This is a genomic window from Thioalkalivibrio sp. ALJ12 (genome assembly GCF_000378305.1).
Classification (GTDB): domain Bacteria; phylum Pseudomonadota; class Gammaproteobacteria; order Ectothiorhodospirales; family Ectothiorhodospiraceae; genus Thioalkalivibrio.
The window spans coordinates 590,477-616,569 of sequence record NZ_KB899539.1 but is presented as its reverse complement, the minus strand read 5'-3'; the positions used below and the strand labels follow the sequence as shown (position 1 = coordinate 616,569).

The window sequence follows — 26,093 nt, the reverse complement described above, 5'->3', positions numbered from 1 at the left end:
AGCCGCAATGGTGCTGACCACGACCGTCACCAGTACCAGCAGCCGGCTGCTGGTGAACATTCTTTCCATCATTCGTGCATGCCTCCATGGGCGATTGGTGGTGCACCGGAGAATCGACTTTCAGGCAGAGCGAAGGATATTGATCTATTCAGCGCGGTCCAGTTTGTTCCGGACGATGGCGCCGCCCTTCATGATCAGGTGCAGGTGGTCGTCGGGTGCATCCAGCCAGTCCAGCCCGGCCGCCGGGTCGGCATCGACCACGAGCAGGTCGGCCAGGGCCCCTTCGGCGATCACGCCGAGGCGGCCGGGGTAGGGGGCGCGGTCGCCGGACAGGGCGAGCAGTTGGCCGGCCGCGCCGGTGGCCATGTGCAGGGCCTCCAGCGGGGGCATGAAGCGGGTCAGCTTGGCCAACTGGCGGCCCTGGCTGACGGCGCCCTCGGGGCTGAACAGGATGTCGGTCCCGAAGGCCATGGGCACGCCATACTGGCGGCCCAGTTCGAAGGCTTGCTCGGTGCCCGCGCTCACCTGGAGCTGTTTGGCCCGGGAGACGGGGTCCGCCTTCGGGTTGGCGTCCTCGTCGTCCAGGAAGGGCTGGATACTCCACCACACGTTGGCATCTGCCATCATGCGCACCGTCTCCTCGTCGGCCAGCTGGCCGTGCTCGATGGAGCGCACCCCGGCGCGGATTGCGCGCTGGATGCCCTGCGGCGTGTAGACATGGGCGCACACGTAGGTGCCCCAGTCGGCAGCGGCGCGCACGGCGGCATGCATCTCCTCTTCCAGGTACTGAGCGGTGTCCAGCGGGTCGTACAGGCTGGAGACGCCGCCCCCGGCCATGATCTTGATCTGGCTGGCGCCTTGCATCAGCTGTTCCCGGGTGCGCCGCAGCACCTCGTCCACGCCGTCCGCAATCGCGGCGACGCCGCTGCTCTCGATGTAACTCGGCGGGGTGCCGGGCATGCGCGGCAATTCGTGGCGCTGGCGAAAATCGCCGTGCCCGGAGGTCTGGGAGATCATCGCGCCGCAGGGGAAGATGCGCGGGCCGGCCACCGCGCCGCGGTCGATGGCCATCTTCAGGCCAAAGGCCGGGCCGCCGAGATCGCGCACGGTGGTGAAGCCGCGCATCAGGGTCGCGCCGGCCTCGCGCCCGGCCATCAGGTGCAGGAAGCCGATGTCCGCGGTCATGGCGGTCATCTGGCTGACCCCGACCAGCGTGCTGTGCCAGTGGGCGTCGATCAGGCCGGGGATGACCGCGCGCCCGCCGCAGTCGATTGCGCGCGCACCGGTTGGGCCCTCGCCGCGCCGGGGCAGCGCGGCGATGCGGCCGTCCTCGATCAGGATGTCCACGTCCTCGCGCAGCGAGAGGGTCTCGCCGTCGAACAGCCGCAGGTGGGTGAGCAGCAGCGGCTGCCCGGGCGCGCCGGCCTTGAGCTCGCGCGGGGCGAGGCCGAAGCCCGCGAACATGCCCAGTACGGCGGCGACACCGCCGAGGAACTGGCGCCGGTTCAGGTCGGCCTCGATGCGCCGGAAGGCTGCCTGGGTGTGGGCCGCGCCACAATGGCAGGGGTTGATGCCGGCGTTCGCGCCGTGCGGTGCACAACAGGCCATGCCCATGATGGTGTGGCTCCTGGTGACGGCACCTGGCGGCTGGACTCGGCGCACGCTGCCGGGTAGTGCGGGATGTGCCCCGGTGCCTTGCGGGTACATGAATCCCGGGCGCCGCCGATTGCGGGCGACGGCCGGGGGCATGCTTGCAGCATACCCCTGTTTGGGCGTTCGTCTACTGGCGGGACCGGGCTATTGGTGAACGTGCGCGGGGGGTGAAGGACGGACCGCCTGCGGAAGAAAAGAGGACAGCCGTGATTTCGTCTCGATATGAGCTCGCGAGGCCCAATAACGGGGCGTCGTTGCTTGAGCATTGTCGGCAAGCCGTCTAGCGTCACAGGGAAGGCCGAAAGACCGCCCGGGATACCGGGAAGGAGTGACCTCATGGCCAGCGATAACATCCCGACCGTGGACTGGCAGGACGGACGGAACGCGGGACGGGTGAAATTCCAGGTGATGCACGAGGAGCCGGTGGTTTTGATGATGCCAGCGGGTATGGACTGGTCGGTGGATGGCAGCGAATTTGGGTGCAAGACGGACCCGGACAGCGGAATGCAGCGCGGCTGCGAGGGTGCAGGCCTGGTGCGGAAGCTGGCCGAGCTCAACGACATGCCCAAGCTGAACGACATTGCGGACGCCTGCGAGTACGCGAGTTGTCGCGTCGATATCGACCCCGCCGGCGCGCGCATCATCTTCCACGACTGACCCGTCCGGTAACGCATCGCCGCGACCGCATGGCCTTGCCGACTGCGAAGAGGGGCGGATGATCTTTGTGTTCGAGATCCATCTCCGGCCCGGCTGTACCGCCGAGGAGTATGCGGATGCCTGGGTGCGGGCCAGCCGGATCATCCAGCAGGCCCCAGGTGCTCGTGGCACCCGATTGCACCGGAAGATTGGCGATCCGCACGTACTGCTGGCCATCGCGCACTGGGACTCGAAGGACCAGCGCGATGCGATGGAGGCGGACCAGCCGGACCACGTGCGCCGCATCATTGCAGAGCAGGCGGCTTGCGTGGATGTGCGGGTCATTGGCGAGTTCGAGGACGCCGAATGGTGCGTCGACCCACCCGCAATGGATGACACGAGTATCTGCTGAGTCTTCGGCCTCAGGGAGGTCCCGTGCCACCAAAACCGCCCTTTCCCCGCTGTTCTGTCGAAGAAGGTGAGTGACCGTGAGGGTCCTTCGACGGCGGGTTGTCTGACGCTTGCGTGCGAGTTTCCTCCTCCGCCTCGCCTTCGGTCTGGGGCAGCGCACGCGGGTCGAGATGGTGGATCACCGGGGTGGTGCGGGTGAGGGTGCGGAAGGGCTCTCGGGCCGCGGCCGTGTCGCGCCTGAGCAGCAATGCGATCAGTGCGACCAGCGCGCCGATGGTGGCCATGTAGGCCAGCAGCCCGGGCCCGCCCAGCAAGGCGATGGCCCACCCGCCGAGTATCGGGCCCGCGACGGCCCCCAGGCCCCAGAGGAAGAGCAGGGCCGCGGTCACTGCCACGAAGTCGTTGGGCTGGAGGACATCGTTGGCGTGGGAGACGGCCAGCGGGTAAAGGGTGAACGCGAGCCCGCCGAACACCCCTGCAAGTGTGAGTATGGCCCAGAGCGGGACAGCGCCGATGGTGGCGACGAGCGCGAGCGATATCAGTGCCACGCCACCACCGACCACGATCATCAGCGTCCGGCGGCCGAAGCGATCCGAGAAGTAGCCGATCGGCCACTGGAGCACCACTCCACCGAGAATCAGGCTGGTCATGACCAGCGATACCCCAGCGATGTCGAGGCCCATGCGCAGGGCGAAGACTGGCGTCAGCGTGAAGGCGGCGCCGCTGACCAGTCCGGCGGCGACGCAGACCGTTGCCGCCAGGGGCGAGGCGGTCACCACCTGGCGCAACTTCATGCGCTTGTGGCCAGGGGTGTCCTGCGGCATCCCTGTGCGTGTCAGGGCCACTGGCACCAGGCAGAGGGCAAACAGTGCCGCCACGACCATGAAGAGTTCGGTGCTGACGGGTTCGTAGAGGTTGAGCAGGGGCTGGCCGGCGGCCAGCCCCAGGTAGGCGAGAAACTGGTAGACCGAAAAGACTCGACCGCGCGTTCGGTTCTCCGTGCGGGCATGGAGCCAGCTTTCGACCACCAGGTAGGCGCCTGCGAGACAGAACCCGATCACCACGCGCAGAGCGAACCAGGCCCAGACGTCAACATGGAGGCCCAGGAGGAGGATCGCGACGGTGGCGATCGCCGCGAAGATCGCGAAGGCGCGGATGTGGCCGGTGCGCCGTATTACCCAGTCGCCCTGCTGGGCTCCGATGACCAGCCCGATGTAGTAGGCGGACATGATGAGCCCCTTGAGCTGGGGGTCGATGGCTTCGAGGCTCAGGCGTGTGCTGACTAGCGTCCCCATGAGGCCGCTGCCCATCACCAGGATGGTGACGGAGGCGAGCAGGGCGACGATGGGGATGAGCAGGCGGGCCAACGCGTCGGGTCTCGATGGGCGGGCGATACAGGCAGTTTGTGCCAGCCCCGGGCCGGCCGACAAGCCGAGCCAGGCCGGGGAACCACCTAGGGTAGGGGGCAACTAGAATTTCTTGATGTTACGAGCCGGGCGGGTGCAGGGCGTACTCAATGGGCGGTCAGTATCGTTGTGATGGTGCCAGGACGACCTTGTTGCGGCCATGACGCTTGGCGGTGCTCATGGCATCGTCGGCCCGGGTCAGCAGCGTGTCCAGCGCTTCCGGGCTCTCTGGGATCTGGCTCGCGATGCCGATCGAGACGGTCAGGGGGACAGGGGGGTGCCCCGAGCCGTCGTCGGGGAGGGGCTCGCGTTCGAAGCGCGAGCGCAGCTGTTCGGCATCTCGGGGACCCGTGCCGTGCCGGAAGAAGGGGACACCCATGTTTTGTTTCGTTTCCGCTGCGCGGCACGGTGCTGTTTCCGATTTCCGCTGGGCCGTACGCGGCCGGGCGCAAGGGATCTATCCAGACAAGAAGGGGACATCGACGCCCCTCTCCCTGGTCCGTCCCAAGCGGTGAACATGGGGGGCAGGATCACCGGCCCGGACCGGCACTGAAGCGCGGCATCGTCTACATTGGAAACATAATGACGAGGCACGAATGCCTCCCTCCCATGTGTTCGGGGTACCGAGGGATGAAGAGATGATTCGGTCGTTTCCGATCTCTCCGTTCTCGTTTGCATGCGTCTGTCAGGCGGGTGTTCCCTCGGATTCGGTCTATGGTTCCGCAACCCCATGAAACTCAAAGCCCTGGCCCTGGATTACGATGGGACGATCGCCGAGGACGGGCGGCTGAACCCTGCCGTGCGCGGGGCGCTGGAGCGTGCGCGTTCGGCTGGCCTGGTGGTGTTGATCGTTACGGGGCGGATTATTGGTGAGCTGCGGCATTTAGCTGGCGATCTCACCTTCGCCGAAGCGGTCGTCGGTGAAAACGGCGCAGTAATCACCTTTCCCCGGAGCGGGCGCTCGACGGCCTTGCACGAACCGCCGCCGCCGGCGTTTCTCGATGGATTGAGTGAGCGCAGCGTCGAGTTCAAGTGCGGCGAGGTTGTGGTGGAGGCCGCCGCGTCCGCTGCCCCCGAGGCCCTGGAACTGATCCGGCGGCTCGAGCTACCGCTGGCGATCCTGTTCAATCGCGGGCGCATGATGATCCTGCCCCAGGCGATCAGCAAGGCCACGGGATTTGCGGTCGCCCTTGAGGCCTTTCGCCTCTCTCCTCATAACGTCCTGGCGATCGGCGACGCGGAGAACGATCATGAGTTGCTTCGCAGCGCCGAGGTCGGAGTGGCGGTCGAGTGGGGCAGTGCCGCGCTCCAGTCGATCGCCGACGAGGTGTTGCCGGGCAAAGGGCCGGCCGCGGTGGCCGACTACATCGATGCAATTCTGGAGGGGCCGGACACGCTCCGCTCGGGCTATCCCCGTCGAAGACTGGTGTTGGGAACGACGCGTGGCGGCAATGACGTGTCGCTGGCGGTGTCGGGTCGGAACGTGGTTATCAGCGGAGATCCGAGATCCGGAAAGTCATGGGTGGCCGGTCTGGTGTGCGAGCAGCTGATCCTGCATGGCTACAGTCTGTGCATCGTTGACCCTGAAGGCGATTATGCCGGCCTGGAGGGGCTGCCCCGGGTGCTGATGACCGGTGGCGATGATCCGCCGCCCAAGCCGCATGAGCTGACGCGGTTGCTGCGGTATCCGGACCGCAGCGTCATCCTTAACCTGTCGCAGCTTTCTCATCTGGAAAAGCTCGATTACCTCAGAGACATTCTTCCGGAGATCACAGTGGTGCGCCACCGTACCGGGCTGCCGCATCGGGTACTGGTCGATGAGGCGCATTATTTTCTTTGCGACCCGCAGGCCATGTCGCTGCTGGACGTGGGGGCGGGAGGCTGCACGATGGTGACCTATCGGGCATCACAGCTGCACCCCGATGTCCTGCAGGTGGCCGACGTCATGCTGGTCTCGAGGGCGACCGATCCTGAGGAAGTGGCCGCCCTGGCAAGGGCCGCCCGGGTATCGGTGGATCTGGAGGAATGGAAGAGCCTCCTGGCGGGGTTGGCGGTCAATGAGGTCGCCCTCCTGCCGGGGCCAGAGGAGGCCGAAGGCCGGCTGCGGATCATGCGTCTGGCCGAGCGCCTGACACCCCACGTCCGCCATCGCATGAAGTACATCGATGTCCCGGTGGCCGCGCATCACGCGTTTGTGTTTTCGACAGACGGCCACCCGTCAGGCCAGCGCGCCCATACGCTTAAGGAGTTTGTGGACACGCTGGCGTGGATGGAGCCCAAGCGGTTCCATGGCCACCTGCAGCGCCGCGACTTTTCGAACTGGATCGAGGGGGTGTTCGGAGATCGGCCCCTGGCCGCCCGAATCCGTCAGTTGGAGGACGCCTATCGGGCGGGGCGCATAGCCGACATCCATGAAGCCATCATCGAGGCCGTCCAGTCGCGCTATGCATTCAGGCATGAGGCTTAAGGGAATGCCGGGTGCGCGGGACATGCAACGAACCCAGATGATCCTCTCCGACGTTCTTGCGAGTCCGCCCCCTAGGGACGAGATGACTGACCATCGTTCCAACGGAGATCGTGACCGGGAGGACCAGGAGGACCAGGAGCCGGGACACCCCGGCGGGGACGATCGCGACTCGGAAGACCGCGACCGGGAAGACCGAGGCTCGCCCGAGCCGTCGCGCGGGGAGCGACCCGGCGACTCACCTGGCGGCATGCCACCGCGTCGCGGCCCCGACCTCGGTCCCGGCCCGGGTGGGCCCGAACCGGACGGCCCGGGCAACAAGGGTGGGCGGCCACAGTGGCTGTTCGTGCTGTGGATCGCGATCAGCGTACTGGTGCTGTTCCAGCTCCTGACGCTGGTGCAGGAGCCGGACCGAGCGGAACTCACCTACAGCGAGTTCGTGCGCGCGGTGGACCAGGGTCAGGTGCACGAGGTGAAGATGCGCGGCCACGAGGTGCAGGGCACGCTGACTGTGGTCGGGCGCCAGGACCTGGGCATCGACGATCCCGGGCACTTCCGTACCTTCACCCCGGAGCTGACCGGCGAGGAGCTGCTGCGCAAGCTGGAAGACCGCGGGGTGGAGATCTCGGCTGAGGCCGCGGACCCGCCATGGTGGCAGGCACTGCTGGTGGGTTTTCTCCCTTTGCTGCTGTTGCTTGGACTGCTGGTGTGGTTCTGGTCTCGCATGCAACAACGGGCGATGTCAGGTGTGGGCGGCGGCCCGCTGCAGTTCGGCAAGTCCATCGCGCGGCGAGTGGAGCCGCAGAAGAGTCGCGTGCGCATGGACGACGTGGCCGGCTGCGACAACGCCAAGCGCGAGGTGCAGGAGGTGATCGACTTCCTCAAGGAGCCGGACCGCTTCAAGGACCTGGGGGCCACCATCCCGCGCGGCATCCTGATGATGGGGCCGCCGGGCACCGGCAAGACGCTGATGGCGCGCGCGGTGGCCGGGGAGGCCGGGGTGCCGTTCTTCACCGTGACCGGGTCGGAGTTCATCGAGATGTTCGTCGGCGTCGGCGCCTCGCGCGTGCGCGATCTGTTCCGCCAGGCCAAGGAGAACGCGCCGTCAGTGATCTTCATCGACGAGCTGGATGCGATCGGCCGCTCGCGCGGGGCCGGCGTCGGCGGCGGACACGACGAGCGCGAGCAGACCCTGAACCAGATCCTGTCGGAGATGGACGGCTTCGAGCACGAGGAGTCGGTGGTGGTGCTGGCCGCCACCAACCGCCCGGACGTGCTCGATGCCGCGCTGCTGCGCCCCGGGCGTTTCGACCGCAAGATCACCCTCGAAAACCCGCACCGCGAGGCGCGCCGGTCGATTCTCGGCGTGCATACCCGGAAGGTGCCGCTGGCGGACGACGTCGATCTCGACCAGGTTGCTGCCTCGACCATCGGCTTTTCCGGCGCGGAGCTTGCCAACCTGGTCAACGAGGCGGCGCTGTTAGCGGGGCGGCGCCGGCTGAAGCAGGTGGATCGCGCCTGTTTCTTCGATGCTCGCGACCGCATCATGCTGGGCGAGAAGCGCGAGGAGAAGATCTCCGAGCGCGAGCGCCACGTGATCGCCTATCACGAATCCGGGCATGCGCTGCTGGCGTATCTGCTACCGCATGCCGACACCCTGGAGAAGGTCACGGTAATCCCGCGCGGGTTCGCCCTGGGCGTGACCTCGCAGGTGCCGGACGAGGAACGCCACACCTACAACGAGTCCTATCTGCGCGACAGGATCGGCGTGATGTTCGGCGGGCGGCTGGCGGAGTCGCTGGTGTTCGGCGAGGTCAGCAGCGGGGCGGAGAACGATCTGCGTCAGGCGACCCAGCTGGCGCGGCGGATGGTGGCGCACTGGGGCATGAGCAAGCGCGTCGGGCCGGTGTCGCTGCCGCAGAGCGAGGAGCATGTGTTCCTCGGGCGTGAGATCGCGCGCCCGCGCGAACACAGCGAGACCACCGCGGCGTTGATTGACGAAGAGGTGCGCGACCTGCTGGAGGAGATTGAGGGCAACGCCCGCGCCACGCTGGAACATCACCGCGACGCCCTGGATGCCCTCGCCCGCGCGCTGGAAGAGCACGAGACCCTGACCCGCGAGGAGATCGAGGCGATCGTCGACCAGTACGGGCCGGGGCAGCCCGCAGCCGAAAAGTCCGGCAACACCGGAGTCTCTGGCACCCCCTGAGACAGGCAACCCCGACCCCGTGCAAGCACGATCCTGAGAGAGCGGAGCACGAATCGTGGCGGATTCGGCAAGTTTTCGAGGGTCGGCAGCCGGGGCTGTTGGAGGCCTGGAATGAGGTTCTTTGGCCACGAACGCGGATGAGCGTGTTGCGTCTGTGGATTTCACCGAGCATGGTCTGATGGATGGCCGTCGAACTCCCGAACCTTAAGTCCTCAACACCCCAACGCTAATGGCAGACACTCGCTACGTCACCGCAAACCGTCTGACTGAGGAGTCGAAGGCGATCCAGAGGCGCGGGCGCAACCTGGTGCTGCTCCTGGGGTTGCCGGTCGCGCTCGGTGGGTTCTTCGTGCATCCGCTGGTGGGCCTGATCACACTGGCAGGGGTGGTCGCGCTGGTGGGCCTGGTTGGCGGCAGCGCGGTCATCGAGGCGGGTGCGCGGGGCGAAGATGCGGCGTTGGAGTACCTGGCGGAGCTTCCCGGCTCGTTCACGGTCTTCAACCAGGTGGATTTGCCGGATGAACGCTCGCGTACCGGCGTGGCGGAGGCGGATCTGGTGGTGGTGGGGCCGGAGGCGCTGTTCGTGATCGAGGTGAAGCACAACAGCGGGGCCATCGACTGCGACGAGCAGACTTCGCAATGGACGGTGAGCAAGACCGGGCGGCGCGGCAGCCGCTACACCAAGCAGATGCGCAACCCGGTGCGGCAGGTGAAGAAGCAGGTGTGGCTACTGAGCGAGTACCTGAAGGGCCGCAAGGCCAAGCGCTGGATCCAGCCGATCGTGCTGTTCACGCACCCGGAGGTGTCGCTTGGGCGTGCGGGCGAGCTGTCGGTGCCGGTGCTGACGGGGCCGGAGCTGGTGGAGTACATCCGCAGCTTCCGCCCCGAGCGCCCGCGCCCGGTGAAGGAGAACACGGTTCGGGCCATCGCGGCGCTGAAGGGATGAAGGCGGGGGCGTGCCCCGGACAGGGCCGGCCGGTCCCGCGCGGGCGGTTATTCCTCGGCCGGTTCGCCGGTGACGAGTTCCTGCATGAGTGGACGAATCTTCTGTTCGGTGGCGGGCAGAAGGGGACATCCATGATTTCTTGTTCTGCGGCGTCCTCAAGGCGCGGGGGCCTTGAGGACCTGGCGCCCTCGTCAGCCCGGCCAGAACGGGTATTGTGAAACTCGAGATCCTCCTCTGTGTTCTATGCTCCCAGACTCGAGGGGATGACAGAGACGGCGAATCATGCCTCGACGATGCAGTGATGGACACCGCGAGGCCCTGCTGGCGAGGCTACCGTGCCGCCGCCTCACGGCCTGGCGGGGGGAGCCGGCTCCGGTACAGGGGAGTTCAGGGTGAGTGCGCAAACCATCGGGGAACTGCTGTCTTCCCGTTCCGTTCGCGAGGACCAGGACGCAGTCGTCTCCATGAGCCGCGATGGCGCCGATGCCCTCGCTCGGGGGGAACTGCTCGAACGGGCGGGGCGCCTGGCGGCCGGGCTGCAGGAGGCCGGAGTCGAGCAGGGCGACCGGGTCCTGATCCTGGCTCCCAACAGCGCCGAGTGGGTGGTGTCGGCCCTGGGCGTGATGAATGCCGGTGCGGTCCTGGTACCCCTGGATACCCAGATGCCGCGCGAGGACCTGGACCACGCGATCTCGGATTCCGCACCGCGGTTCATCTTTACCACCACGAAGCTCAGGGACCGGCTCCCCGAGGCCCTTGGCGAGGTACGCATCTACCGGTTCGATGCGGACGCCGATGCTGCGGATGCCTGGGAGGGGCTTCTCGCGAAGGCGCCGGCAGACCCGGTTGCGGGCCCGGATGATATCGCGGCGATCTTCTATACCTCCGGCACCACGGGGCCGCCGAAGGGGGTCCCGCTGACGCATGCCAACCTGAGCAGCAACGTGGAGGCGTTGTGCGGCCAGGAACTCGCGGACGATCGCGATCGGGTTCTGGTGCCCCTGCCGTTTCACCATGTGTATCCGTTTACCGTGGGCATCCTGATTCCGCTGACCCTGGGCGCGACCATCATCGTGCCGTTCTCGCTGGTGGGTCCGCAGATCGTGCGCGCGCTTCGCGAGGGCGAGGCCACGGTGATGCTTGGGGTGCCGCGGTTGTACGAGGCCGTGTGGCAGGCCCTGGAAGATCGGGTCGCGGGGCGCGGCGGGCTGGCGGCGTTCGTGTTCCGGCGGATCATCGGTGTCTCCAGGCTGGCGCGCCGCCGGCTCGGTCTCAACCTCGGCCGGAGGCTGCTGAAGGGCCTGCACAGTCGCCTGGCCCCGCGCCTGCGGCTGGTCGTCGCTGGCGGGTCGGCGCTCGATCCGGAGCTGGCGCGCAACCTGCAGGCGCTGGGCTGGGAGGTGGCGACCGGCTACGGCCTCAGCGAGACCTCCCCGATCCTGACCTACAACCCGCCGGATCGGCTCAAAATCGAGGCCGCCGGTCTGCCGTTGCCCGGAGTCGAGCTCAAGATCGACGATTCGCAGTCTGGCGACGGGCGTGGCGAGGTGATGGCGCGCGGGCCGAACGTGTTCTCCGGCTACCTGAACCTGCCGGACAAGACCCAGGAGGTCCTGGAGGAAGACGCCTGGTTCCGCACCGGCGATACCGGCGAGATCGACGATGACGGTTACCTGCACCTGCTCGGGCGGGAATCTTCGATGATCGTCCTCTCGGGCGGCGAGAACGTTGATCCGGAACGGGTGGAAGATGCATTGAAGACGATCAAGGACGTACGCGAGGCCGGTATTCTGGCGCACGAAGATCGCCTGGCCGCTGTCGTTGTGCCCGAATCGGGTCTGCTGCGCGAGGTGACCGGCGACGATCTCGAGAAGCGCCTGAGGGAGGCGGTGAACCGGGCGGCGAAGGAACTGCCAAGCCATCATCGCCCGGGCACGGTGCGCGTTGCGCTCGACCCGTTGCCGCGCACGCGCCTGGGCAAGCTGCGTCGGCACAAGCTGGAAGAGTTGTTCGCGGAGCTGGGCCGGGAGGACACGGTCTCCGAGGCGCTGCCGGAGCCGGTTTCGCCCGAATCCTGGGCGCCGGAAGACCAGCAGCTGCTGTCGGATCCTGCAGCGGAGCAGACATGGGCCTATCTTGCCGAACGGTTTCATGACCTGCGTCTGACGCCGGACAGCATGCTGGCGGACGAACTCGGGATCGATTCGCTCAACTGGGTGGATCTGACGCTTGCGCTGGAGGACCGCGCGGGCATCGACCTCGACGATTCGGCGATCGAGCGCGTGGAGACGGTGCGCGACCTGCTGAAGGAGGCGGCCGGAGCCGCGGAGGCGAAGGAAGGGCGAGGGGAGCTCAAGCAGCAGCTCCAGGATCCCGAGTCTTTGCTCGATCCTGCTCAGCAGAGTGCTCTGGAGCCGCCGGGGACGGCCGGCCGGGTGGCCGGGCGTCTGCTCCTGGGAGGTGCGCGGCTGCTGAGCCGATTGTTGATGCGCGTGGAGGTGCGGGGCCGACTCCCCGATCCGGATGCGGGTCCCCATATCCTTGCACCGCGCCATCTGAGCTTCGTGGACCCGCTGGCGTTGCTGCCGGCGTTCAGCACGCGACACCTGGAAGCGCTGTACTGGGCGGGCCTGGAGGCCTATCTGTTTTCCAACCGGTTCTCCCGCGCGTTCAGCCGCGTCGCGCGCATTCTGCCGGTCGATCCCGCCGCGGCACCGCGGCGCAGTCTCCTGCAGGCCGCCGCGACTGTGCGGCGCGGCCACAGCCTGGTCTGGTTTCCGGAAGGGCAGCGTTCCCCGGACGGCAGTCTCCAGCGCCTGCGGCCCGGCATCGGGCTGGTGCTCGCAGCACAGCCCGTGCCGGTGGTGCCGATATGGATTGAGGGTACACGCGAGGTGATGGCCCCGGGTCGGATCTTCCCGCGGCCTGGCAAGAGGGTGCGCGTGATCATTGGCGAGCCGATTTCGGTCGATGCCTACGGCCAGGATGAGCGCGAGATCGTGCAGACCCTTCAGGCTGCACTCGGGGAGCTGGGAGGGGAGCCCGCGGCCGAAGACAATCGGTAGGGGCGCGCACGCGGCGAGGCCGTGCCAAGGGGGCATCTCGTGCCACACGCATTAATGACGGGGTCGGACCACGGTAACGTTGGGAGAATCTCGGGAAACCAGTCGAGAAGGGAGATGGCGAAGTAGGGGGCACCCATGACTTGGCTCGCTGAGTGGTGTGTCCGGCGCCGCATCGTCCAGGGCGGCTGGGCTCCTGCGCGTGTGCCTGGGGCAGGGGTGGCTGTAGGTCGCTTGGGCCGTCCGGTGGCGCCGCTATCAGACATTGAATGGGTCGGAGCGATGCCCAGGAAGAGGGCACCCATGAGTTTTAGCACGGCGCGCAGGACGAAGAGGAAACCGGGCGGGATGCCGGACCAGACTTTTGTCCCCGTTAGTCGAGGATGCCGTGGTCGCGGCCGATGGCACGGGCTCGTGCCTTAAAAACGGCCACGCATGGTTTCCAGGGAAACGCTGCTTGCTCAGGACACGACCCGGACACCGATGACCTGCTGAGGCGTTCTCCCGGGCTGCCCTGTTCGGGGCCAGGCCCGATTGCCTCTACGCGCGGAGGAGCTGGCCCTTTACGCCGTGTTTTCTGGGCGTTTGCAGAAACTGGTGCCTACGCTTCGGGCATCACGTTGGTCGCGCTCGGGCCCTTCGGGCCTTGTTCTACCTCGTAGGAGACTTTCTGTCCCTCGGCGAGGGTCTTGAAGCCGCTGCCCTGGATATTGCTGTGATGCACGAATACGTCCTTGGAACCATCCGAGGGGGCGATGAAACCGAAGCCCTTTTCGTCACTGAACCATTTCACTGTACCGGTAGCCATTCTGTCCTGCTCCTTGCGATTGGAGTCGATGCGGACAGGCGTTTCCGGCCGAGTCCGTCGACACGGTGCTGCGCTGCAGTGTCTGTCTGGCGGCAGTCCCTGTGCCGCGAGAGTAGGGCAAGGGCCTGCCAGTCAGCGCGACTGCTGGCGCGGGTGGGGCGGGATGTCGCCCTTGCTTGTTTTATAGCAGTTCGCGCGGGAAGCGGGGCGATTACGCCTGGATCCGGAACGCCCGCGCAGTCGCATGATTTACGAACCGAAGAAGGGCGACGAAGGGGGCACCCATGATTGCGCCAAGAAGATGCCCGAGTTGCAGGACGTGGCAAGGAGAACGGGCGTTCCGCTGAAGTCATGGTCCCGGCGCCTGTGGAGCCCTGGAGCTGAACAATCCGGACAGCTCCAATTGGCCGAGTATTGCGGGGGAGTTGTCATGAATGTAGGGCTTCACGCGGTCACGAGTTACGACTTGCCGCCTATCGAGCGGTGGCTGCGCTCGGATCATGTGCGCGGCACCTGGGGCGACCCCGATGCGAACCTTCGCGAGCTAAGCGAGCCGCCCGGCGAGGGGCGTGCCCGCGCTACCAGGAGGCCTCGGGTAGCGTCAGTGTCTCGACCCGGTTGCGGCCGGCGCGTTTGGCGCGGTAGAGCGCCTCATCCGCCTGGCGCAGCAGGGCCCTGGGCTCCACGGGCCACCGGGTGTGTACGCTGCACACGCCAATACTGATCGTCACGCGTCCTTCGTCGGTGTCGGGTTGTTTCAGGTCGAGCCCGTACACCGCCTCGCGGATGCGTTCGGCGACCCGCAGCCCGCCCTCGGGGTTGGTGTCGGCCAATACGCAGGCGAATTCCTCGCCACCGTAGCGGGCGCCGACATCGGCGGGGCGGTTCAGTACCGAGCGGATGACGTCGGCGACTGCCCGCAGGCAGTCATCCCCGGCCTGGTGGCCGAAGGCGTCGTTGTACGGCTTGAAGTGGTCGATATCGATCATCAGCAGCGAGAGGGAGCGTTCGCGCCGGGCAGCGCATTCCCGCTCGAGCTGGTGGTCGAACTCGCGTCGGTTGGCGAGGCCGGTCAGCCCGTCCACGCGCGCCTGGCGGGCCAGTTCCTGCTCCACCTGCTTGCGTGCCAGGGTGCCGGCGATCATGTCGGCGACGAGCCGCAGCGCGGTGATCTGGTCGTCGGTCCAGCAATGCGGCGCCTCTACGGCATCGAACCCGAGCATGCCGAAGGCGTTCTGGTCGCTGACCAGCGGGATCAGCAGCAGGGAGCGGATCTCCTCGCGGCGGAACTCCTCCTGTTCCACCGCCGCCTCCGCCGGCAGTTCGTCGACGTCTGGCACGTGCACGACCTTTCTTGCGAGGACCTGTGAGGTGACCCAGTTATGTTCTTGCAGAGGAATCGCCTGAAGGTGCTCCCGGTAGGGCTGTACGCCGCGGGCGCACCATTCGTTGACCAGACTCATCTGATGGGCGGGGAGGTCGAAGCGAAACACGTAGGCGCGCCCGAGGCCGAAGAAGACTCCCAGTCGGGCCAGGCTCTCTTCCATCACCCGGTCGACGTCTCCGGCCGTGATGTTGATCAGTGCGGCGGAGATCTCGGCGATCATGCCTTGCAGGCGATACTGCCGATCGTGGGCCGCCTCCAGCCGGCGGCGGTCGCTGATGTCGACGGCGACCGCGCTTGCTCCAAGCAATTGCCCGTCCGCGGCAAACAGCTGCTCGGAGTGCCACTCCAGGGTGCGGTCCTCGCCGGTGCGGGTGCGGATCGTGCTCTCGAACCCTTGCAGGCCCTGGCCCCGCTCCATGATCTGGCACGCGCGGGCAAAGACCGCCTCGCGGTAGTTGGGATCGGGATATAGCCATTCCCACACGCGGTCGTGCCCCAGCACCTCCTCGCGGGAGTAGCCGCTGATCTGTTCGGCCGCACGGTTCCAGAAGGTGATGCGGCCGTCCACATCCAGTGAATTGATCCAGACCGCTGCGTTGTCGACGATCAGCGCGTTGAACGGGTCCTGATCTTCATACGCCATCGATGCCCCCTGGCCAGGCGAGTGATCACGCTCCATGTTGTCAGAATGCCAGAAAGTCCGGTCGGGGCAAGCATGAGTTAAACCAGAAGCAAGGTTGTAGCAGGGCAGGCATGAAACGGGCGGGCGCACCCAGAAAAGGACGACCAATGCCTCCCCCTTTGGAGGCGTTGGTTCTGAATAAAGACTTTGAATGCAGCGGGTTATCGTGTTTCAGATGCCGATGAGGCTGGAGCGGCCTACAGTGTGATGTCGGCTTCCAGGATCAGGAACACCAGCAGGGCGAGGGTGACGGCCCAAAGCAGCAGATAGCCGGCCATGCTCTGCGCAGCGGCCTCCCGCTGAGCGCGTCCGCGCGGGCGCACGCCCTGATAGAGAAACACGAGCTTGGCCGACAGGTTTACGCACACCACGTTGACCGCCAGTAGCAGGAAGGCCATGTAGGCGGCGGAGAACTCGCCGGAGCCGAGCATGATGCCAACGGTAGCAGCCGGCGGCAGGAGGGCGACGGCCACCATCACGCCGACCAGAACCGTGGGCAGGCCGGTGGTGAGCGACAGCACTGCGGCGGCTCCGGACGCAAGGGCGAGAGCGACCGAGTCGAGACCGACTTGGGTGCGCATTTGCAGTTCGCGCGCGCCGACGTCCACCGACATGACAGTGGCGAGCAGGATCCCGATCAGGATGGCCCCGCCGAGTCCCACCACGTTCGTGCGCAGGGAGCGTCCGATCAGCCGCGTGTCGGCCATGGAGGTCCCGAGCGCCAGTGCCAGGTTGGGACCCAGCAGCGGAGCGATAACCATCGCGCCAATCACCACGGCCACGTTGTCCTCCAGCAGACCAATGGCCGCGACGATGGTGGACAGCACCGTCAACAGGACGAACTGGCCGGTGAGGTCGGCGCCCCCGGCCACGTTGGTATAGAGCTCTTCACGCGAGATGGCGCGGGCCTTCTTGCCGGTGCGTGCAGCATCCTTATCGTCGGCGGTGGAGTCCTGCAGTGGGTCGGGCAGGACCGCCTCCACCGGCAGGACCAGGATGCGCGCGGTCTCGACCGCGCCCAGCACACGATAGAGGTCGTCCAGCAGGCGCTGGCGGTAATCCGTGCTGACCAGCATGTGCACGGCCATGCGGTCACGGTTTTCGTCCACCCCGTGCCAGAGGACATCGATGGCCAGCCCGTCGGCGATTCCCAGTACGGTATCCAGATGCCCGGCCGGGCCGACGACTTCAATGATCTTGCTACTCATGGGCCCCCCTTTGCTTCCGGCATCATAGCAGGGGGGGCTGGAGCTGCCGGGCGCGGCAAGAGAACCGGGGGCATGCGCGAACGGGGTACGCAGCATCGCTCAAACTAAGCGTGGACCCGGATCGGGGAAGTCGACAACATGGGCGTCACGGGTCTGTGGCATTCGCAGGCAGGAGCCGGTGTTGGGAACGGAGGGAGTGAATGGCAACGGCGCTTCAGAATCAGACGGCGCGCAAGATCCTGCGCGGGCTCAAGTCGCACTATCCGGTGTTCTACCTGCAAGGGTGGGACGAGGACCGCATGGAGCGGCTGCTGCGGGCGGTCGCGCGTTCGTACTACGGCGAGGACGGGCACCTGGAGGTGTGGTCCGCGGGTACAGGGTTCGACAGCGATGCCCCCGACGCCCTGACGACCGATCCGCTGGAGGCGGTGGCACGTGTGGCGAAGGGGCGCACCGAAGGCCCGCGCATGGTGCTGCTGAAGGATCTGCCCACCGGGTTCGAGGGCAACCCGGCGCTGGTCCGCGGGGTGCGCGACCTGTACTACCGGTTGAAGAACAGCCGCGACGTGGTGTTTCTCAGCTGTCCGCTGCTGAAGCTGCCGGAGATCCTGAAGAAGGAGGTCTTCCTGATCGAGGTTGACCTGCCGTCGGAGGAGGAGGTGCTGGAGCAGCTGGAGGCCGCGAGCGGCGCGTCCGGGGTCCCGCGCGAGCAGTTGTTTCGCGTGGCGGCCGGGATGCGCGGGCTGTCGCTGAACGAGGTCGGGCACTTGAGTGCGCGGCTGTTTGGCGGCAAGCCGATGGGCGAGGCCGAGATGCTGGCCGAAATCCAGGAGGAAAAGGGCCAGATCCTGCGCAAGGAGAGCTGCCTGCAGTTCTACCCGCCGCAGCGCTCGCTGGACGACATCGGCGGGCTGGAGAACCTGAAGGAGTGGGTGCGCACGCGCGCGGACCTCTTTACCGAGAAGGCCTGGCGCGACAACGTGCCACTCCCGGCCGGCGTGCTGTTCATGGGGGTCAGCGGCTGCGGCAAGAGCATGGCGGCGAAGGCGATCGCGACCGCCTGGGGCCTGCCGCTGGTGCGCCTGGACATGAGCCTGGTGCTGTCCGGCAGCTTTGGCACGCCGGAGTATGCCTTTGCCCGGGCGACGCGGATTGCAGAGGAGATCGCGCCGATGGTGCTGTGGGTGGACGAGCTGGAGAACGCCTTTGGCTTCGACAGCCAGGCACCGGGCAGCGCCGGTAACGTGAACATTTTTTCGAGCTTTCTAACCTGGCTGCAGGAGAAGTCGCCCCGGGTGTTCGTGGCGGCGACCGCGAACCGCATCCATCAGCTCCCGGCCGAGCTGATGCGCAAGGGTCGGTTCGACCAGCTGTTTTTCCTGGACCTGCCACAGGCAGAGGAGCGCAAGGAAATCCTGCGGATTCATGTCGAGCGCTACGGTGGCAACATCGAGGAGTTCAACCTGAACTACATGGCCGCCAGCACCGAGGACTGGAGCGGGGCGGAGATCGAACAGGCGGTGAAGTCGGCGCGTATCGACGCCTACCAGGAGGGGCGGGTGTTCAACCAGCGCGACGTGATCCGCAACGTGATCAACACCGTGCCGCTGTCGCGGACGATGGTGGAGCAGATCCGCGAGATCAAGAGCTGGGTGTTCCAGCGTGCGATCAATGCCTCCAGGACGGAGGCGGCGGGGAGCGTGGCCTCCAGTGCGCCGAAGGCGCCACGGCAGGAGCATTGAGTCAGTAGCGGTCACAGAGGATGGATGGGGTAGACCGCGCGGGGGTCCGCGGTGGGGCCGGGAATCGAGGCGGACGGGCGTTTCACAGGGCCGGTCGGCACGTCAGAAGCCCGGTCGAGTGAGGCGGCACCGGTCACGCTGGCCGGTAGCGGTACTGTGATGCAAGGAGCCAAAGAATGTTCAAGACCGTCCTAGTCCTGGGCCATGTCAGTGGCATCCGTATTCAGATCCACATCAGCTGGATCTTCATCCTGATCCTGCTGCTGGCGAGCATGAGCACCGGCTTCTATCACCAGTATCCGGAGTGGAGCCTGGCGATGGCGGTTGGCACCGCGGCGGTGACGGCCCTGCTGTTCTTTTCTTCCATCCTCGCCCATGAACTGGGCCACAGCATGGTAGCGCTGCGGCGTGGTGTGCCGGTGGAGTCCATCACCCTGTTCATCTTCGGGGGACTGGCCCAGATGGGGCGAGACCCCGAGCGGGCAGAGGACGAGTTCTGGATAGCGATTGCCGGGCCGGCGGTGAGTGCGGCCCTGGCATTGCTCTTCTGGTGGCTCGCGTTGCTCACCGCGGATTGGTTCGAGCCGGTACCGGTGGCGCTGGGCTGGCTCGCGCTGATCAACATGATCGTGGCCATCTTCAATCTGATCCCGGGTTTTCCGCTGGATGGCGGGCGGGTGTTCCGGGCAGTGATCTGGAAGTTGACGGGCGACCCGCGCAGGGCCATCGAGGCCGCAGTACGGGGTGGGCGGATGGTGGCCTACCTCCTGTTCGGCTTCGCCTTCTGGAACGTCGTGGTGCTGGGCAACCTGATCGGGGGCCTGTGGGTGATGCTGATCGCCTGGTTCCTGCTGAACATGGCCGAGATGCAGGGGCGGATGTATGACATGCGCGAGCGGCTGGTGGATGTCCGTGCGCGGGATCTGGCAAACCCGGATCCGCCATTTGTCGGCCAGGATGTATCGGTCGAGGAGTGGATTGACCGTTTTGTTCTGCCGGGTGGGCGCCGCTCCTTTCTGGTGGGCGATGCGGAGCGGGTTCAGGGACTGGTGACCCTCAGCGACAGCCGCAAGGTGCCGCGGGAGCGGTGGCCGACCACCCGGATCGCCGCGATCATGACCCCCGTGGATGCGCTGAGCCGTGTCGCGCCCGACACGAAGGCGGAGGAGATCCTGCAGGTCATGAGCGAACACAACCTCAATCAGATCCCGGTGATGGATGAATCCGGTCGAGCCATCGGCTGGATCGATCGCCAGCAGCTCCTGCGCACGATCGAGATCCACATGGAGCTCCAGCGTTAGGTGTGATCTCTCAATAGGTTGTCCTCAGGGAGCCCGAGGAGGCGGATGGAGGATCAATTGCGGTGGTCGCGCTGTGTCTGCAGGCTCTCCTGTTCGCGCCATTCCATCTCCTTCTGCCGGAGGTAGGTGTCCTGGTCCAGCTCCCGCAGCTGTTCGGGATAGCGCTCGGTGAGTTCGAACCAGCGCGCCATGCGGAACGCCAGACGATCCTCTTCCGCGACCTCAAGGCTCTCCAGATAGGCCTGGAATGCCAGGTAGAAGCGCATCACGTTGCGCTCGATGACACCTTGCAGACCGTCGACGTAGATCGGCCTTCCGGCATCATCCTCCCCCACCACGGTGAAGCCGGCCCGATCCCCGCCGCCGAAGCGGAGATAGAGGTTCAGGAAGCCCCGGGCCAGGGCTCCGTAATCAACGGCATGCCGAACGTGGATCAGGGTCCGCTCGGCATCCAGAGGTACGGCCTCCAGGGTCATGCGGTAGTCGCGGGTGCCGTAGGGCCCCCGGTCCCCTGCGAGTTTCACGGCCAGATAGTCCTCCACGGCGATCTGCACCCGGAAGTCCAGGTCCACCCGATAGGCGTTTTCCGGGCGCTGGAAGCGCTTTCTGCTGATGTAGAGTTCGATGCCGGACCGCTCGCCGTCCCCGTGGTGGACGCAGGCCTTCACATTAATATGCAGGAAGAGGGAGTCGCACCATACGGCCGCGGAGTGGAATTCCTGGGACACCTGATGGAAGGGATGGTCGAGGATGGCATCCACCCGGACCATGACGGTGTCGTTTTGCTGATCGGAGTCCAGCCGTATCGGTTCGGCATCCAGAGGCGTGCGCTCGATGCCCGCGGTTGCGTCCTCGATTCGCTCCGGCAGTGGTCCGTACTCGAGGGCAGACGCCGGGACCCACGCGCTGCCGAGTACCGCTAGGGCCAGCACGGCTGAAATCAGGCGGCTACGCCGCGGGGGCGACCGTTCCGGCGGCAGGTGGAGGCGCAAGGGTTGTTCCGTGTCCATACGGTGAGATTGGTCAAGGCCGGCGGAAAGTGCCAGCACCTGCTGTGCGACGCGGTAAGCACGAATGAGGTCGGGTCACGCTGACTGGAAGAACCGGCAGGGCCAGATGTTCGAAGTTCGATGCCGATGTCTGGCGGTGTCAGGCATTCGCTTCTGCTTGGTGCCGGCGATACAGCCGCCAGGCCGTCAGGCCGACGAGTAGCGAAGCCAGCCCGCCGGTCACGAAGACCAGTGCCGGTGTAATGCCTGCCGGGCCGGTGAGCAGCCAGAACAGTACCGGGGCCACCAGCATCGCGGCGAACGCGAGGAAATTGCTGGCGGCGATGAAGCGGCCGCGTCGCTCGGCGGGGCTGTGGCCCTGCAGGTAGGCCGTGATCGGCACGATGAAAAAGCCGGAGGCGACACCCAGCAGGGCCATGAGCACCAGGGTTGCGTGGTAACTGTCGGCGGCGAAGTACAGCAGTGCGCTGAGCAGGGCTGCGGCGATCATTCCGGCCGGGGCATGGTGCATGGCGATGGTCCCACGCGAGAGATAGCCGGCGAGGATGCTGCCGGCACCGATGCCCAGCGCCAGCGTGGTCAGGATGATGCCGGTTGCAAGCTCGCCGAGCTCCAGGTGGATTTCTGCGAACAGGGGAACGTTCAGCTGGTACAGCGTGCCCAGCGCCCAGAACCACGCGATGCCGAGAATCACCAGGAACAGGACTCGATGCGGGCGAATCTCGTTGATGGACTGTACGATCGTCGCAAACGGGTTGATTCGGAACGGCGCGGGGTTGTCGGTGGCCACGGTCGGGGTGATGAAGAGGCTTGTCACCAGGCCAGTGATGGACAGTGCCACGACAAGTGCAGCCGGTATCCACAGGTCCTCGCGGGCGAACTCCATCACGAAGCCGGCCAGAGCTGTCCCGAGGATGATGGCCAGGAACGTCCACAGCTGGATATGCCCGTTGGCGCGCGAGAGCTGCTGGTAGCGCACGATCTCCGGCAGGATGCCGAATTTGGACGGGCTGAAGAACGTGCTCTGCAGGCCCATCAGGAAGGTCGTCACCAACAAGCCGGTGAAGTTTTCGGTGATCAGCATCAGCGCGGCGGCCATTAGTACCGCGACCTCGGCCAGACGCGTGGTGACGATCACCGCCTTCTTGCTGTAGCGGTCCGAGATATAGCCTGCCCAGGGCGAGAACAGCACGAATGGCAGCAGGAAAACGAAGCCGACCAGGCTGTAGTAGAAGGTGCCTTCCCCCTCGGCGACGAATAGGCGGATGGCGATGAAAATGACCACCAGCCGGAAGAAGTTGTCGTTGAGGGCATTGATGAAGACGGTCGCCATGTGGGCGATGAAGCCCTTTCTGCGTATGTCCGAGGTCTCGGTCATGGGGGCCGCCTGCCAAGGTTTCCGGAAGGACTCCGGCAAGGGTTGGCGCGGGACAGCGCAATAGTCAAATCGGGTGGATACCGTTCAGGCGGTGGGCTTGCCGGAGTGGCAGGGCTTGGCGGGGCTGCGAGAGGCGGCATCGGGCTATACCAGTTGCTCTGCTGGCACAGGAAGAGCCGGTACAGGCTCCCCGGCACAGCCGGTGTATGTGGATCGGGCACCCATCCCGTCGAGTGCGGGGCTCTGGTCAGCCCAACAGCCCGTGTTGCCGCCCAGTGATCCGGCGTAGGAAGAGGGCGCCCGTGTATTGGTGCGACCCGCAACGAGCATGTCGGCGCGCGTTCACCTGGCGTCGAATTCTTCTCGCGTGATTTCCACAAACTGGCCGAAGCTGCGCAGTCGGGCGACGTCGCTCCGGTCGACACTCATCTGCAGTTCGAACGTCTTGCCTGCGACGAGCTCTTCGCGTTGTGCAGTCCCGGTCGATGTCAGTCGTGCCTTGATCGCGGGGATCTTGTTGCCATCCAGGTCCGCTGCCTGGACGAACAGGGTAAGCGTCTGGCCTCGGTGATCCAGGAAATCCCCCGCACCGATGATCGGCGGCCCCCTCAGGGTGAAGGCTGGCGGGGCAGGTTCGTCGCTGTCCGGTTCGGTCAGGTCCTGCGTCAGCGTGGCTGTTCCGGTCAGGATCAGGTGATTGAACGGCATGGGCCTTCTTCCTTCGATCCTGAGCTCGTCAACGGTGTATGGCCTGGCGTCGATCGGCGTCAATGGGATGGTTTGTCCCACCAGGTTCGTGTGAACGTACGCGGCGATCTTCTCGTCCCAGTGCCGTTCTCTTTCGGCGACGTGACTGCGGAACGCTTCGGCCTGCTCCCAGTCGGTGGCCTGCATCTGTCGCAGTTCCTGCTGTAACTGCGCGGATTCATCGAAGCGCGCCTGCTCGAGTTCGGGCAGGTTCTTCAGATAGGGGTTGGGCGGGCCGAGGCTGCGGGTTTCCTCTGCATCCTCCGGATCCGCCGCATTGGCTGCATCGGCTTCGTCTGGCTGGCCACAGCCGGAGGCGGCGAGCGCAATGCCGACAAGGAAGAAGAGGGAGCGGCTGTGATTGTGGGCGCGTTTCATCAATAGGTTCCCTGGATTGGCTGGCCAGGCCTTGAGCGGCTCCAATCCGCCACCAACGCCCGACGACACGGCCCAAGCGAAGCCCATGCCAACCAAGGGGAAGAAAGAACAAACAGTCAGTTATACGATTGCGAGCGCAGCATTCCCGGGTCCCGAGCGCCTGTCTGGAAAGAAACCTGACGTGCTCGAGCCTGACGCGACTGGTGGTGCGCTTGCGCCGGCCGTCCCGCCGGCTCATGGCGGCAGGGTGTAGCGGGCTTGCGCCAGTTCGGTGATCATCTGGCGCGTCTGTGCCGGTGCCAGGTCGGTGCGCTGCTCGACGCGCTGTGCCTCATCCGCCAGGAACTCGTCTCTGACCGCGTGCCGAAACCAGCGCGAATAGTCGCCGCGGCGCAGGTGAAATAGCCAAGTCTGTTCGTCGATGCCCTGGGCGATCTGGCAAAAAATGGCCATGTTCTGTGCCTTCAGGTTGTGGCGGCTGTCGGGCCCTCGGAAATAGAAGCTGTGCCACCGCAGGTCGCCCTCGGCATACTTGCGATGATGGCGCACGCGCTCTGCGCGCCCGGGCATGGGGCGCATGGCGAACGGGGGTTCATCGATAAACCAGGCGATCACCTGCTCCGGCTCTTGTGTCAGGCTGTCGGACCACGGGACCGTTCTGCCCGTGGCCCGCCCGAACTTGGCCAGTGTCTCCTCGGGTGAAGATCCAATGGCGATGACAATGTCGACCGGCGCCAGGATCTCCGATGCGACATGCTCTGGATGCACAGTTACCAGGGCACTCTCGCCGATCCGTTTCGGCAACGCGGATCCGGTATGCCCCCATGTATCGGGGAGCATGTGGTGGGCCTCGTCGAGCACCAGCCAGTGTGGCCGCCCAGTGCGTGCGCGCATGGCCTGTAGGTTGGGGATGAGTTGCGCAAAAAACTGGGGCCGGTCCCCAAGCGGTATGCCAAGGAGGTTTATGCTCAGGTTGATCTTCGGATCCTCGAGGATCGAGAGGATCTCCGTGACGGCTGGAGCACGCCATTGGTTGCCGAGTGCCACCACGTCGGCCAGCGTTCCGTAGTCGCCTTCCGGGTCGACGATGCAGACCTGGAAGTCTTTCTCGATTAACCGCTCGATGATGCCCGCGGCGAACGTGGACTTGCCACTGCCCGAGGGCCCGGCAACCAGCATGTTGTGCCCGAATGGCGACAGGTTGATCAGCCTCCCGTCTGCCGCTGTGCCGAGCGGGATCAGGTGCTGTTCGAGCCGGCTGTCCAGCCGGCGCAGATCGTTTGCGATCAAGTCGTCGATCAGTTCGATGACGCCGTTCCCGTTCTCGCCAGCGGTCTCCAGGCTGGCGGACGCCTTCAGGGACGGCACTGCGTTGGCGACTGCCACGGAGCATTCGCACAAGTCCAGAAACGAGTGGTCATTCTCGGCGTCGCCGATTCCCACCACCTCATGACGCGAAAGCCCCAGCTTGCGCAGCGCACGCTCCAGTCCCTTGGCCTTATTGACGCCGGCCGGCAGGACCATCAGGGCGCCACGGTTGGCGATCACCTGTGCTTCCAGTCCGAGTTCCCAGATCACGCCCTGCACGGCCGCTCGTTGTGCTGCCTGAGTCCCGACGACCACTTGCCCAATCTCCAGGGGCTCCACGCCGCGCTCTCGGAGACCCTTGAGCAACAGCTTCGGCGGGGGGTTGGCATAACGCGCTTCCTCCCGGGTCGCAGGGTTGTAGACAATGGCGCCGTTTTCCGCCACGACCAGGTCGAAGAGGCGCGCACAAGGACAGACTGACAACAGGTCATCCACCCGCCGCCCGGTGACCAGGATCGCCCGTCGTCCCGATTTTCTGAGCCGTTCGACGGCACGAACGGTGTCCTCCGAAACCCGATCATCCGAGGCGAGGGTTCCGTCATAGTCTGCCGCCAGGGCGAGATAACGCATGTGCCTGCCACCTTCCTGTTGCACCGGTGCGGTTAATGGGGTTGCAGCCCTGTTCTGAGGCCGTTCAATGAGTTATAGCCCAGTTCGGTCTTCTGGATCGCATGAGAAATGGCAGTCGATTGGGAACCGATGAAGAGCGAAGAAGATGACATCCATGAGCAACGGCGAACAGATAACGTGATCGGACCTGTAGCCGCAGCAAAACCTCATGGCCTGACCGCTTGCGGAGATTTGCTAGATTCAGAGATGGAGGCGAGCCGGAGCTGCTGGCTTGCGACGAGGACAGGAGATGGAGCCATGGTGTCGAAGAGTGTGCCGGTGGAAGAGTTCACGACCCCCGACCCGATCACCGCGAACGAAGACATGACGATCGCTGATCTTCGGGCATTGATGGAACAGCATGGGGTCCGCCATCTTCCGGTGGTCCGCGGTGGGTCGGTGGTCGGGCTGGTCAGCGACCGGGATGTGCGCATCGTGATGGGCTTGCCGATAGAGGACATCGGCCAGGTTAGCGTGTCCGATATCATGTCAGCCGACCCCTTGACGGTGTCGGCAGCCACGCCCCTGGACGAGGTGGCTTATGCCATGTCCGAGAAGAAGATCGGCAGCGTTATCGTCAATGAAGAAGACGGGAGCCTTTTGGGTATCTTTACGGCGAGCGACGCCCTGAATGCGTTGATCGAGGTCATCCGCGAAGGGGATGCGTCCACCTCGTAACGTCGAGGTC

19 protein-coding genes and 1 pseudogene are annotated in these 26,093 nt (G+C 65.7%); 10 read left to right on the top strand and 10 right to left on the bottom strand.

Features of this window, described 5'->3' with window-relative positions:
* Nucleotides 1-144: 144 nt before the first annotated feature.
* Complete coding sequence (locus F467_RS0110190; protein WP_018137813.1) at nucleotides 145-1,614, bottom strand: amidohydrolase family protein; 1,470 nt, start codon at nucleotides 1,612-1,614, stop codon at nucleotides 145-147.
* Between the two features lie 375 nt (nucleotides 1,615-1,989).
* On the opposite strand from F467_RS0110190, the gene F467_RS0110185 reads away from it, so the two are divergent.
* Nucleotides 1,990-2,310, top strand: coding sequence for a hypothetical protein (locus F467_RS0110185; protein WP_018137812.1), 321 nt, complete (start codon nucleotides 1,990-1,992; stop codon nucleotides 2,308-2,310).
* 58 nt (nucleotides 2,311-2,368) lie between these two features.
* Complete coding sequence (locus F467_RS0110180; RefSeq protein ID WP_018137811.1) at nucleotides 2,369-2,701, top strand: antibiotic biosynthesis monooxygenase; 333 nt, start codon at nucleotides 2,369-2,371, stop codon at nucleotides 2,699-2,701.
* A 10-nt stretch (nucleotides 2,702-2,711) separates the two neighbouring features.
* On the opposite strand, the gene F467_RS0110175 is transcribed toward F467_RS0110180, so the two are convergent.
* Together F467_RS0110175 and F467_RS0110170 are read right to left on the bottom strand one after the other, a co-directional pair.
* Entirely contained in the window at nucleotides 2,712-4,067 is a 1,356-nt protein-coding gene (locus F467_RS0110175) for an MFS transporter (RefSeq protein WP_018137810.1), read from the bottom strand.
* Nucleotides 4,068-4,224: 157 nt separating this feature from the next.
* Nucleotides 4,225-4,485 carry a diguanylate cyclase domain-containing protein gene (locus F467_RS0110170; protein WP_018137809.1) on the bottom strand — a complete coding sequence of 87 codons (261 nt, stop codon included), beginning with the start codon at nucleotides 4,483-4,485 and terminating at the stop codon, nucleotides 4,225-4,227.
* A gap of 351 nt (nucleotides 4,486-4,836) precedes the next feature.
* On the opposite strand from F467_RS0110170, the gene F467_RS0110165 reads away from it, so the two are divergent.
* The 5 genes and pseudogenes from F467_RS0110165 to F467_RS0110150 all read left to right on the top strand — a co-directional run bounded on the left by F467_RS0110165 (nucleotide 4,837) and on the right by F467_RS0110150 (nucleotide 12,790).
* The gene (locus tag F467_RS0110165) at nucleotides 4,837-6,573 is read left to right on the top strand and encodes an HAD hydrolase family protein (protein WP_018137808.1); all 1,737 of its coding nucleotides are present in this window, start codon (nucleotides 4,837-4,839) and stop codon (nucleotides 6,571-6,573) included.
* Nucleotides 6,574-6,655: 82 nt separating this feature from the next.
* Complete coding sequence (gene ftsH, locus F467_RS0110160) at nucleotides 6,656-8,779, top strand: ATP-dependent zinc metalloprotease FtsH (protein ID WP_018137807.1); 2,124 nt, start codon at nucleotides 6,656-6,658, stop codon at nucleotides 8,777-8,779.
* A 121-nt stretch (nucleotides 8,780-8,900) separates the two neighbouring features.
* A pseudogene (locus F467_RS13685) lies at nucleotides 8,901-8,984 on the top strand (DUF2442 domain-containing protein); the annotation flags it as partial.
* Nucleotides 8,985-9,008: 24 nt separating this feature from the next.
* Nucleotides 9,009-9,725, top strand: a complete 717-nt coding sequence (locus F467_RS0110155) for a nuclease-related domain-containing protein (protein WP_018137806.1) — start codon at nucleotides 9,009-9,011, stop codon at nucleotides 9,723-9,725.
* Between the two features lie 392 nt (nucleotides 9,726-10,117).
* Complete coding sequence (locus tag F467_RS0110150) at nucleotides 10,118-12,790, top strand: AMP-binding protein (RefSeq protein ID WP_018137805.1); 2,673 nt, start codon at nucleotides 10,118-10,120, stop codon at nucleotides 12,788-12,790.
* A gap of 598 nt (nucleotides 12,791-13,388) precedes the next feature.
* Here the strand turns inward: F467_RS0110150 and F467_RS0110145 are convergent.
* From F467_RS0110145 to F467_RS0110135, 3 genes are all read right to left on the bottom strand, one after another.
* Complete coding sequence (locus F467_RS0110145; protein ID WP_018137804.1) at nucleotides 13,389-13,595, bottom strand: cold-shock protein; 207 nt, start codon at nucleotides 13,593-13,595, stop codon at nucleotides 13,389-13,391.
* Between the two features lie 578 nt (nucleotides 13,596-14,173).
* Nucleotides 14,174-15,625 carry a diguanylate cyclase gene (locus F467_RS0110140; RefSeq protein ID WP_018137803.1) on the bottom strand — a complete coding sequence of 484 codons (1,452 nt, stop codon included), beginning with the start codon at nucleotides 15,623-15,625 and terminating at the stop codon, nucleotides 14,174-14,176.
* Between the two features lie 236 nt (nucleotides 15,626-15,861).
* Nucleotides 15,862-16,872 carry a TIGR00341 family protein gene (locus F467_RS0110135; protein WP_018137802.1) on the bottom strand — a complete coding sequence of 337 codons (1,011 nt, stop codon included), beginning with the start codon at nucleotides 16,870-16,872 and terminating at the stop codon, nucleotides 15,862-15,864.
* Nucleotides 16,873-17,072: 200 nt separating this feature from the next.
* Between F467_RS0110135 and F467_RS0110130 the strand changes: the two genes are divergently transcribed.
* Together F467_RS0110130 and F467_RS0110125 are read left to right on the top strand one after the other, a co-directional pair.
* Nucleotides 17,073-18,614 carry an AAA family ATPase gene (locus F467_RS0110130; RefSeq protein ID WP_018137801.1) on the top strand — a complete coding sequence of 514 codons (1,542 nt, stop codon included), beginning with the start codon at nucleotides 17,073-17,075 and terminating at the stop codon, nucleotides 18,612-18,614.
* 176 nt (nucleotides 18,615-18,790) lie between these two features.
* Nucleotides 18,791-19,915: a site-2 protease family protein gene (locus F467_RS0110125; protein ID WP_018137800.1), complete on the top strand. Its 1,125-nt coding sequence runs from the start codon at nucleotides 18,791-18,793 to the stop codon at nucleotides 19,913-19,915.
* 53 nt (nucleotides 19,916-19,968) lie between these two features.
* On the opposite strand, the gene F467_RS0110120 is transcribed toward F467_RS0110125, so the two are convergent.
* From F467_RS0110120 to F467_RS0110105, 4 genes are all read right to left on the bottom strand, one after another.
* Nucleotides 19,969-20,907: a hypothetical protein gene (locus tag F467_RS0110120; protein WP_018137799.1), complete on the bottom strand. Its 939-nt coding sequence runs from the start codon at nucleotides 20,905-20,907 to the stop codon at nucleotides 19,969-19,971.
* Between the two features lie 157 nt (nucleotides 20,908-21,064).
* Nucleotides 21,065-22,303 carry an MFS transporter gene (locus F467_RS0110115; RefSeq protein ID WP_018137798.1) on the bottom strand — a complete coding sequence of 413 codons (1,239 nt, stop codon included), beginning with the start codon at nucleotides 22,301-22,303 and terminating at the stop codon, nucleotides 21,065-21,067.
* A gap of 342 nt (nucleotides 22,304-22,645) precedes the next feature.
* Nucleotides 22,646-23,428 (bottom strand): hypothetical protein, encoded by a 783-nt coding sequence (locus F467_RS0110110; protein WP_018137797.1) that lies wholly within the window; start codon nucleotides 23,426-23,428, stop codon nucleotides 22,646-22,648.
* Nucleotides 23,429-23,662: 234 nt separating this feature from the next.
* Complete coding sequence (locus F467_RS0110105; RefSeq protein ID WP_018137796.1) at nucleotides 23,663-25,366, bottom strand: HAD family hydrolase; 1,704 nt, start codon at nucleotides 25,364-25,366, stop codon at nucleotides 23,663-23,665.
* A 297-nt stretch (nucleotides 25,367-25,663) separates the two neighbouring features.
* On the opposite strand from F467_RS0110105, the gene F467_RS0110100 reads away from it, so the two are divergent.
* Complete coding sequence (locus F467_RS0110100; protein WP_018137795.1) at nucleotides 25,664-26,083, top strand: CBS domain-containing protein; 420 nt, start codon at nucleotides 25,664-25,666, stop codon at nucleotides 26,081-26,083.
* Nucleotides 26,084-26,093 lie beyond the last annotated feature (10 nt).

Bases quoted from the DNA above. Each gene is read 5' to 3' on its own strand.
- F467_RS0110190 (WP_018137813.1), bottom strand. From the start codon at position 1,614: ATGGGCATGGCCTGTTGTGCACCGCACGGCGCGAACGCCGGCATCAAC.
- F467_RS0110185 (WP_018137812.1), top strand. From the start codon at position 1,990: ATGGCCAGCGATAACATCCCGACCGTGGACTGGCAGGACGGACGGAAC.
- F467_RS0110180 (WP_018137811.1), top strand. From the start codon at position 2,369: ATGATCTTTGTGTTCGAGATCCATCTCCGGCCCGGCTGTACCGCCGAG.
- F467_RS0110170 (WP_018137809.1), bottom strand. From the start codon at position 4,485: ATGGGTGTCCCCTTCTTCCGGCACGGCACGGGTCCCCGAGATGCCGAA.
- F467_RS0110165 (WP_018137808.1), top strand. From the start codon at position 4,837: ATGAAACTCAAAGCCCTGGCCCTGGATTACGATGGGACGATCGCCGAG.
- ftsH (WP_018137807.1), top strand. From the start codon at position 6,656: ATGACTGACCATCGTTCCAACGGAGATCGTGACCGGGAGGACCAGGAG.
- F467_RS0110155 (WP_018137806.1), top strand. From the start codon at position 9,009: ATGGCAGACACTCGCTACGTCACCGCAAACCGTCTGACTGAGGAGTCG.
- F467_RS0110145 (WP_018137804.1), bottom strand. From the start codon at position 13,595: ATGGCTACCGGTACAGTGAAATGGTTCAGTGACGAAAAGGGCTTCGGT.
- F467_RS0110140 (WP_018137803.1), bottom strand. From the start codon at position 15,625: ATGGCGTATGAAGATCAGGACCCGTTCAACGCGCTGATCGTCGACAAC.
- F467_RS0110135 (WP_018137802.1), bottom strand. From the start codon at position 16,872: ATGAGTAGCAAGATCATTGAAGTCGTCGGCCCGGCCGGGCATCTGGAT.
- F467_RS0110130 (WP_018137801.1), top strand. From the start codon at position 17,073: ATGGCAACGGCGCTTCAGAATCAGACGGCGCGCAAGATCCTGCGCGGG.
- F467_RS0110125 (WP_018137800.1), top strand. From the start codon at position 18,791: ATGTTCAAGACCGTCCTAGTCCTGGGCCATGTCAGTGGCATCCGTATT.
- F467_RS0110115 (WP_018137798.1), bottom strand. From the start codon at position 22,303: ATGACCGAGACCTCGGACATACGCAGAAAGGGCTTCATCGCCCACATG.
- F467_RS0110110 (WP_018137797.1), bottom strand. From the start codon at position 23,428: ATGAAACGCGCCCACAATCACAGCCGCTCCCTCTTCTTCCTTGTCGGC.
- F467_RS0110105 (WP_018137796.1), bottom strand. From the start codon at position 25,366: ATGCGTTATCTCGCCCTGGCGGCAGACTATGACGGAACCCTCGCCTCG.
- F467_RS0110100 (WP_018137795.1), top strand. From the start codon at position 25,664: ATGGTGTCGAAGAGTGTGCCGGTGGAAGAGTTCACGACCCCCGACCCG.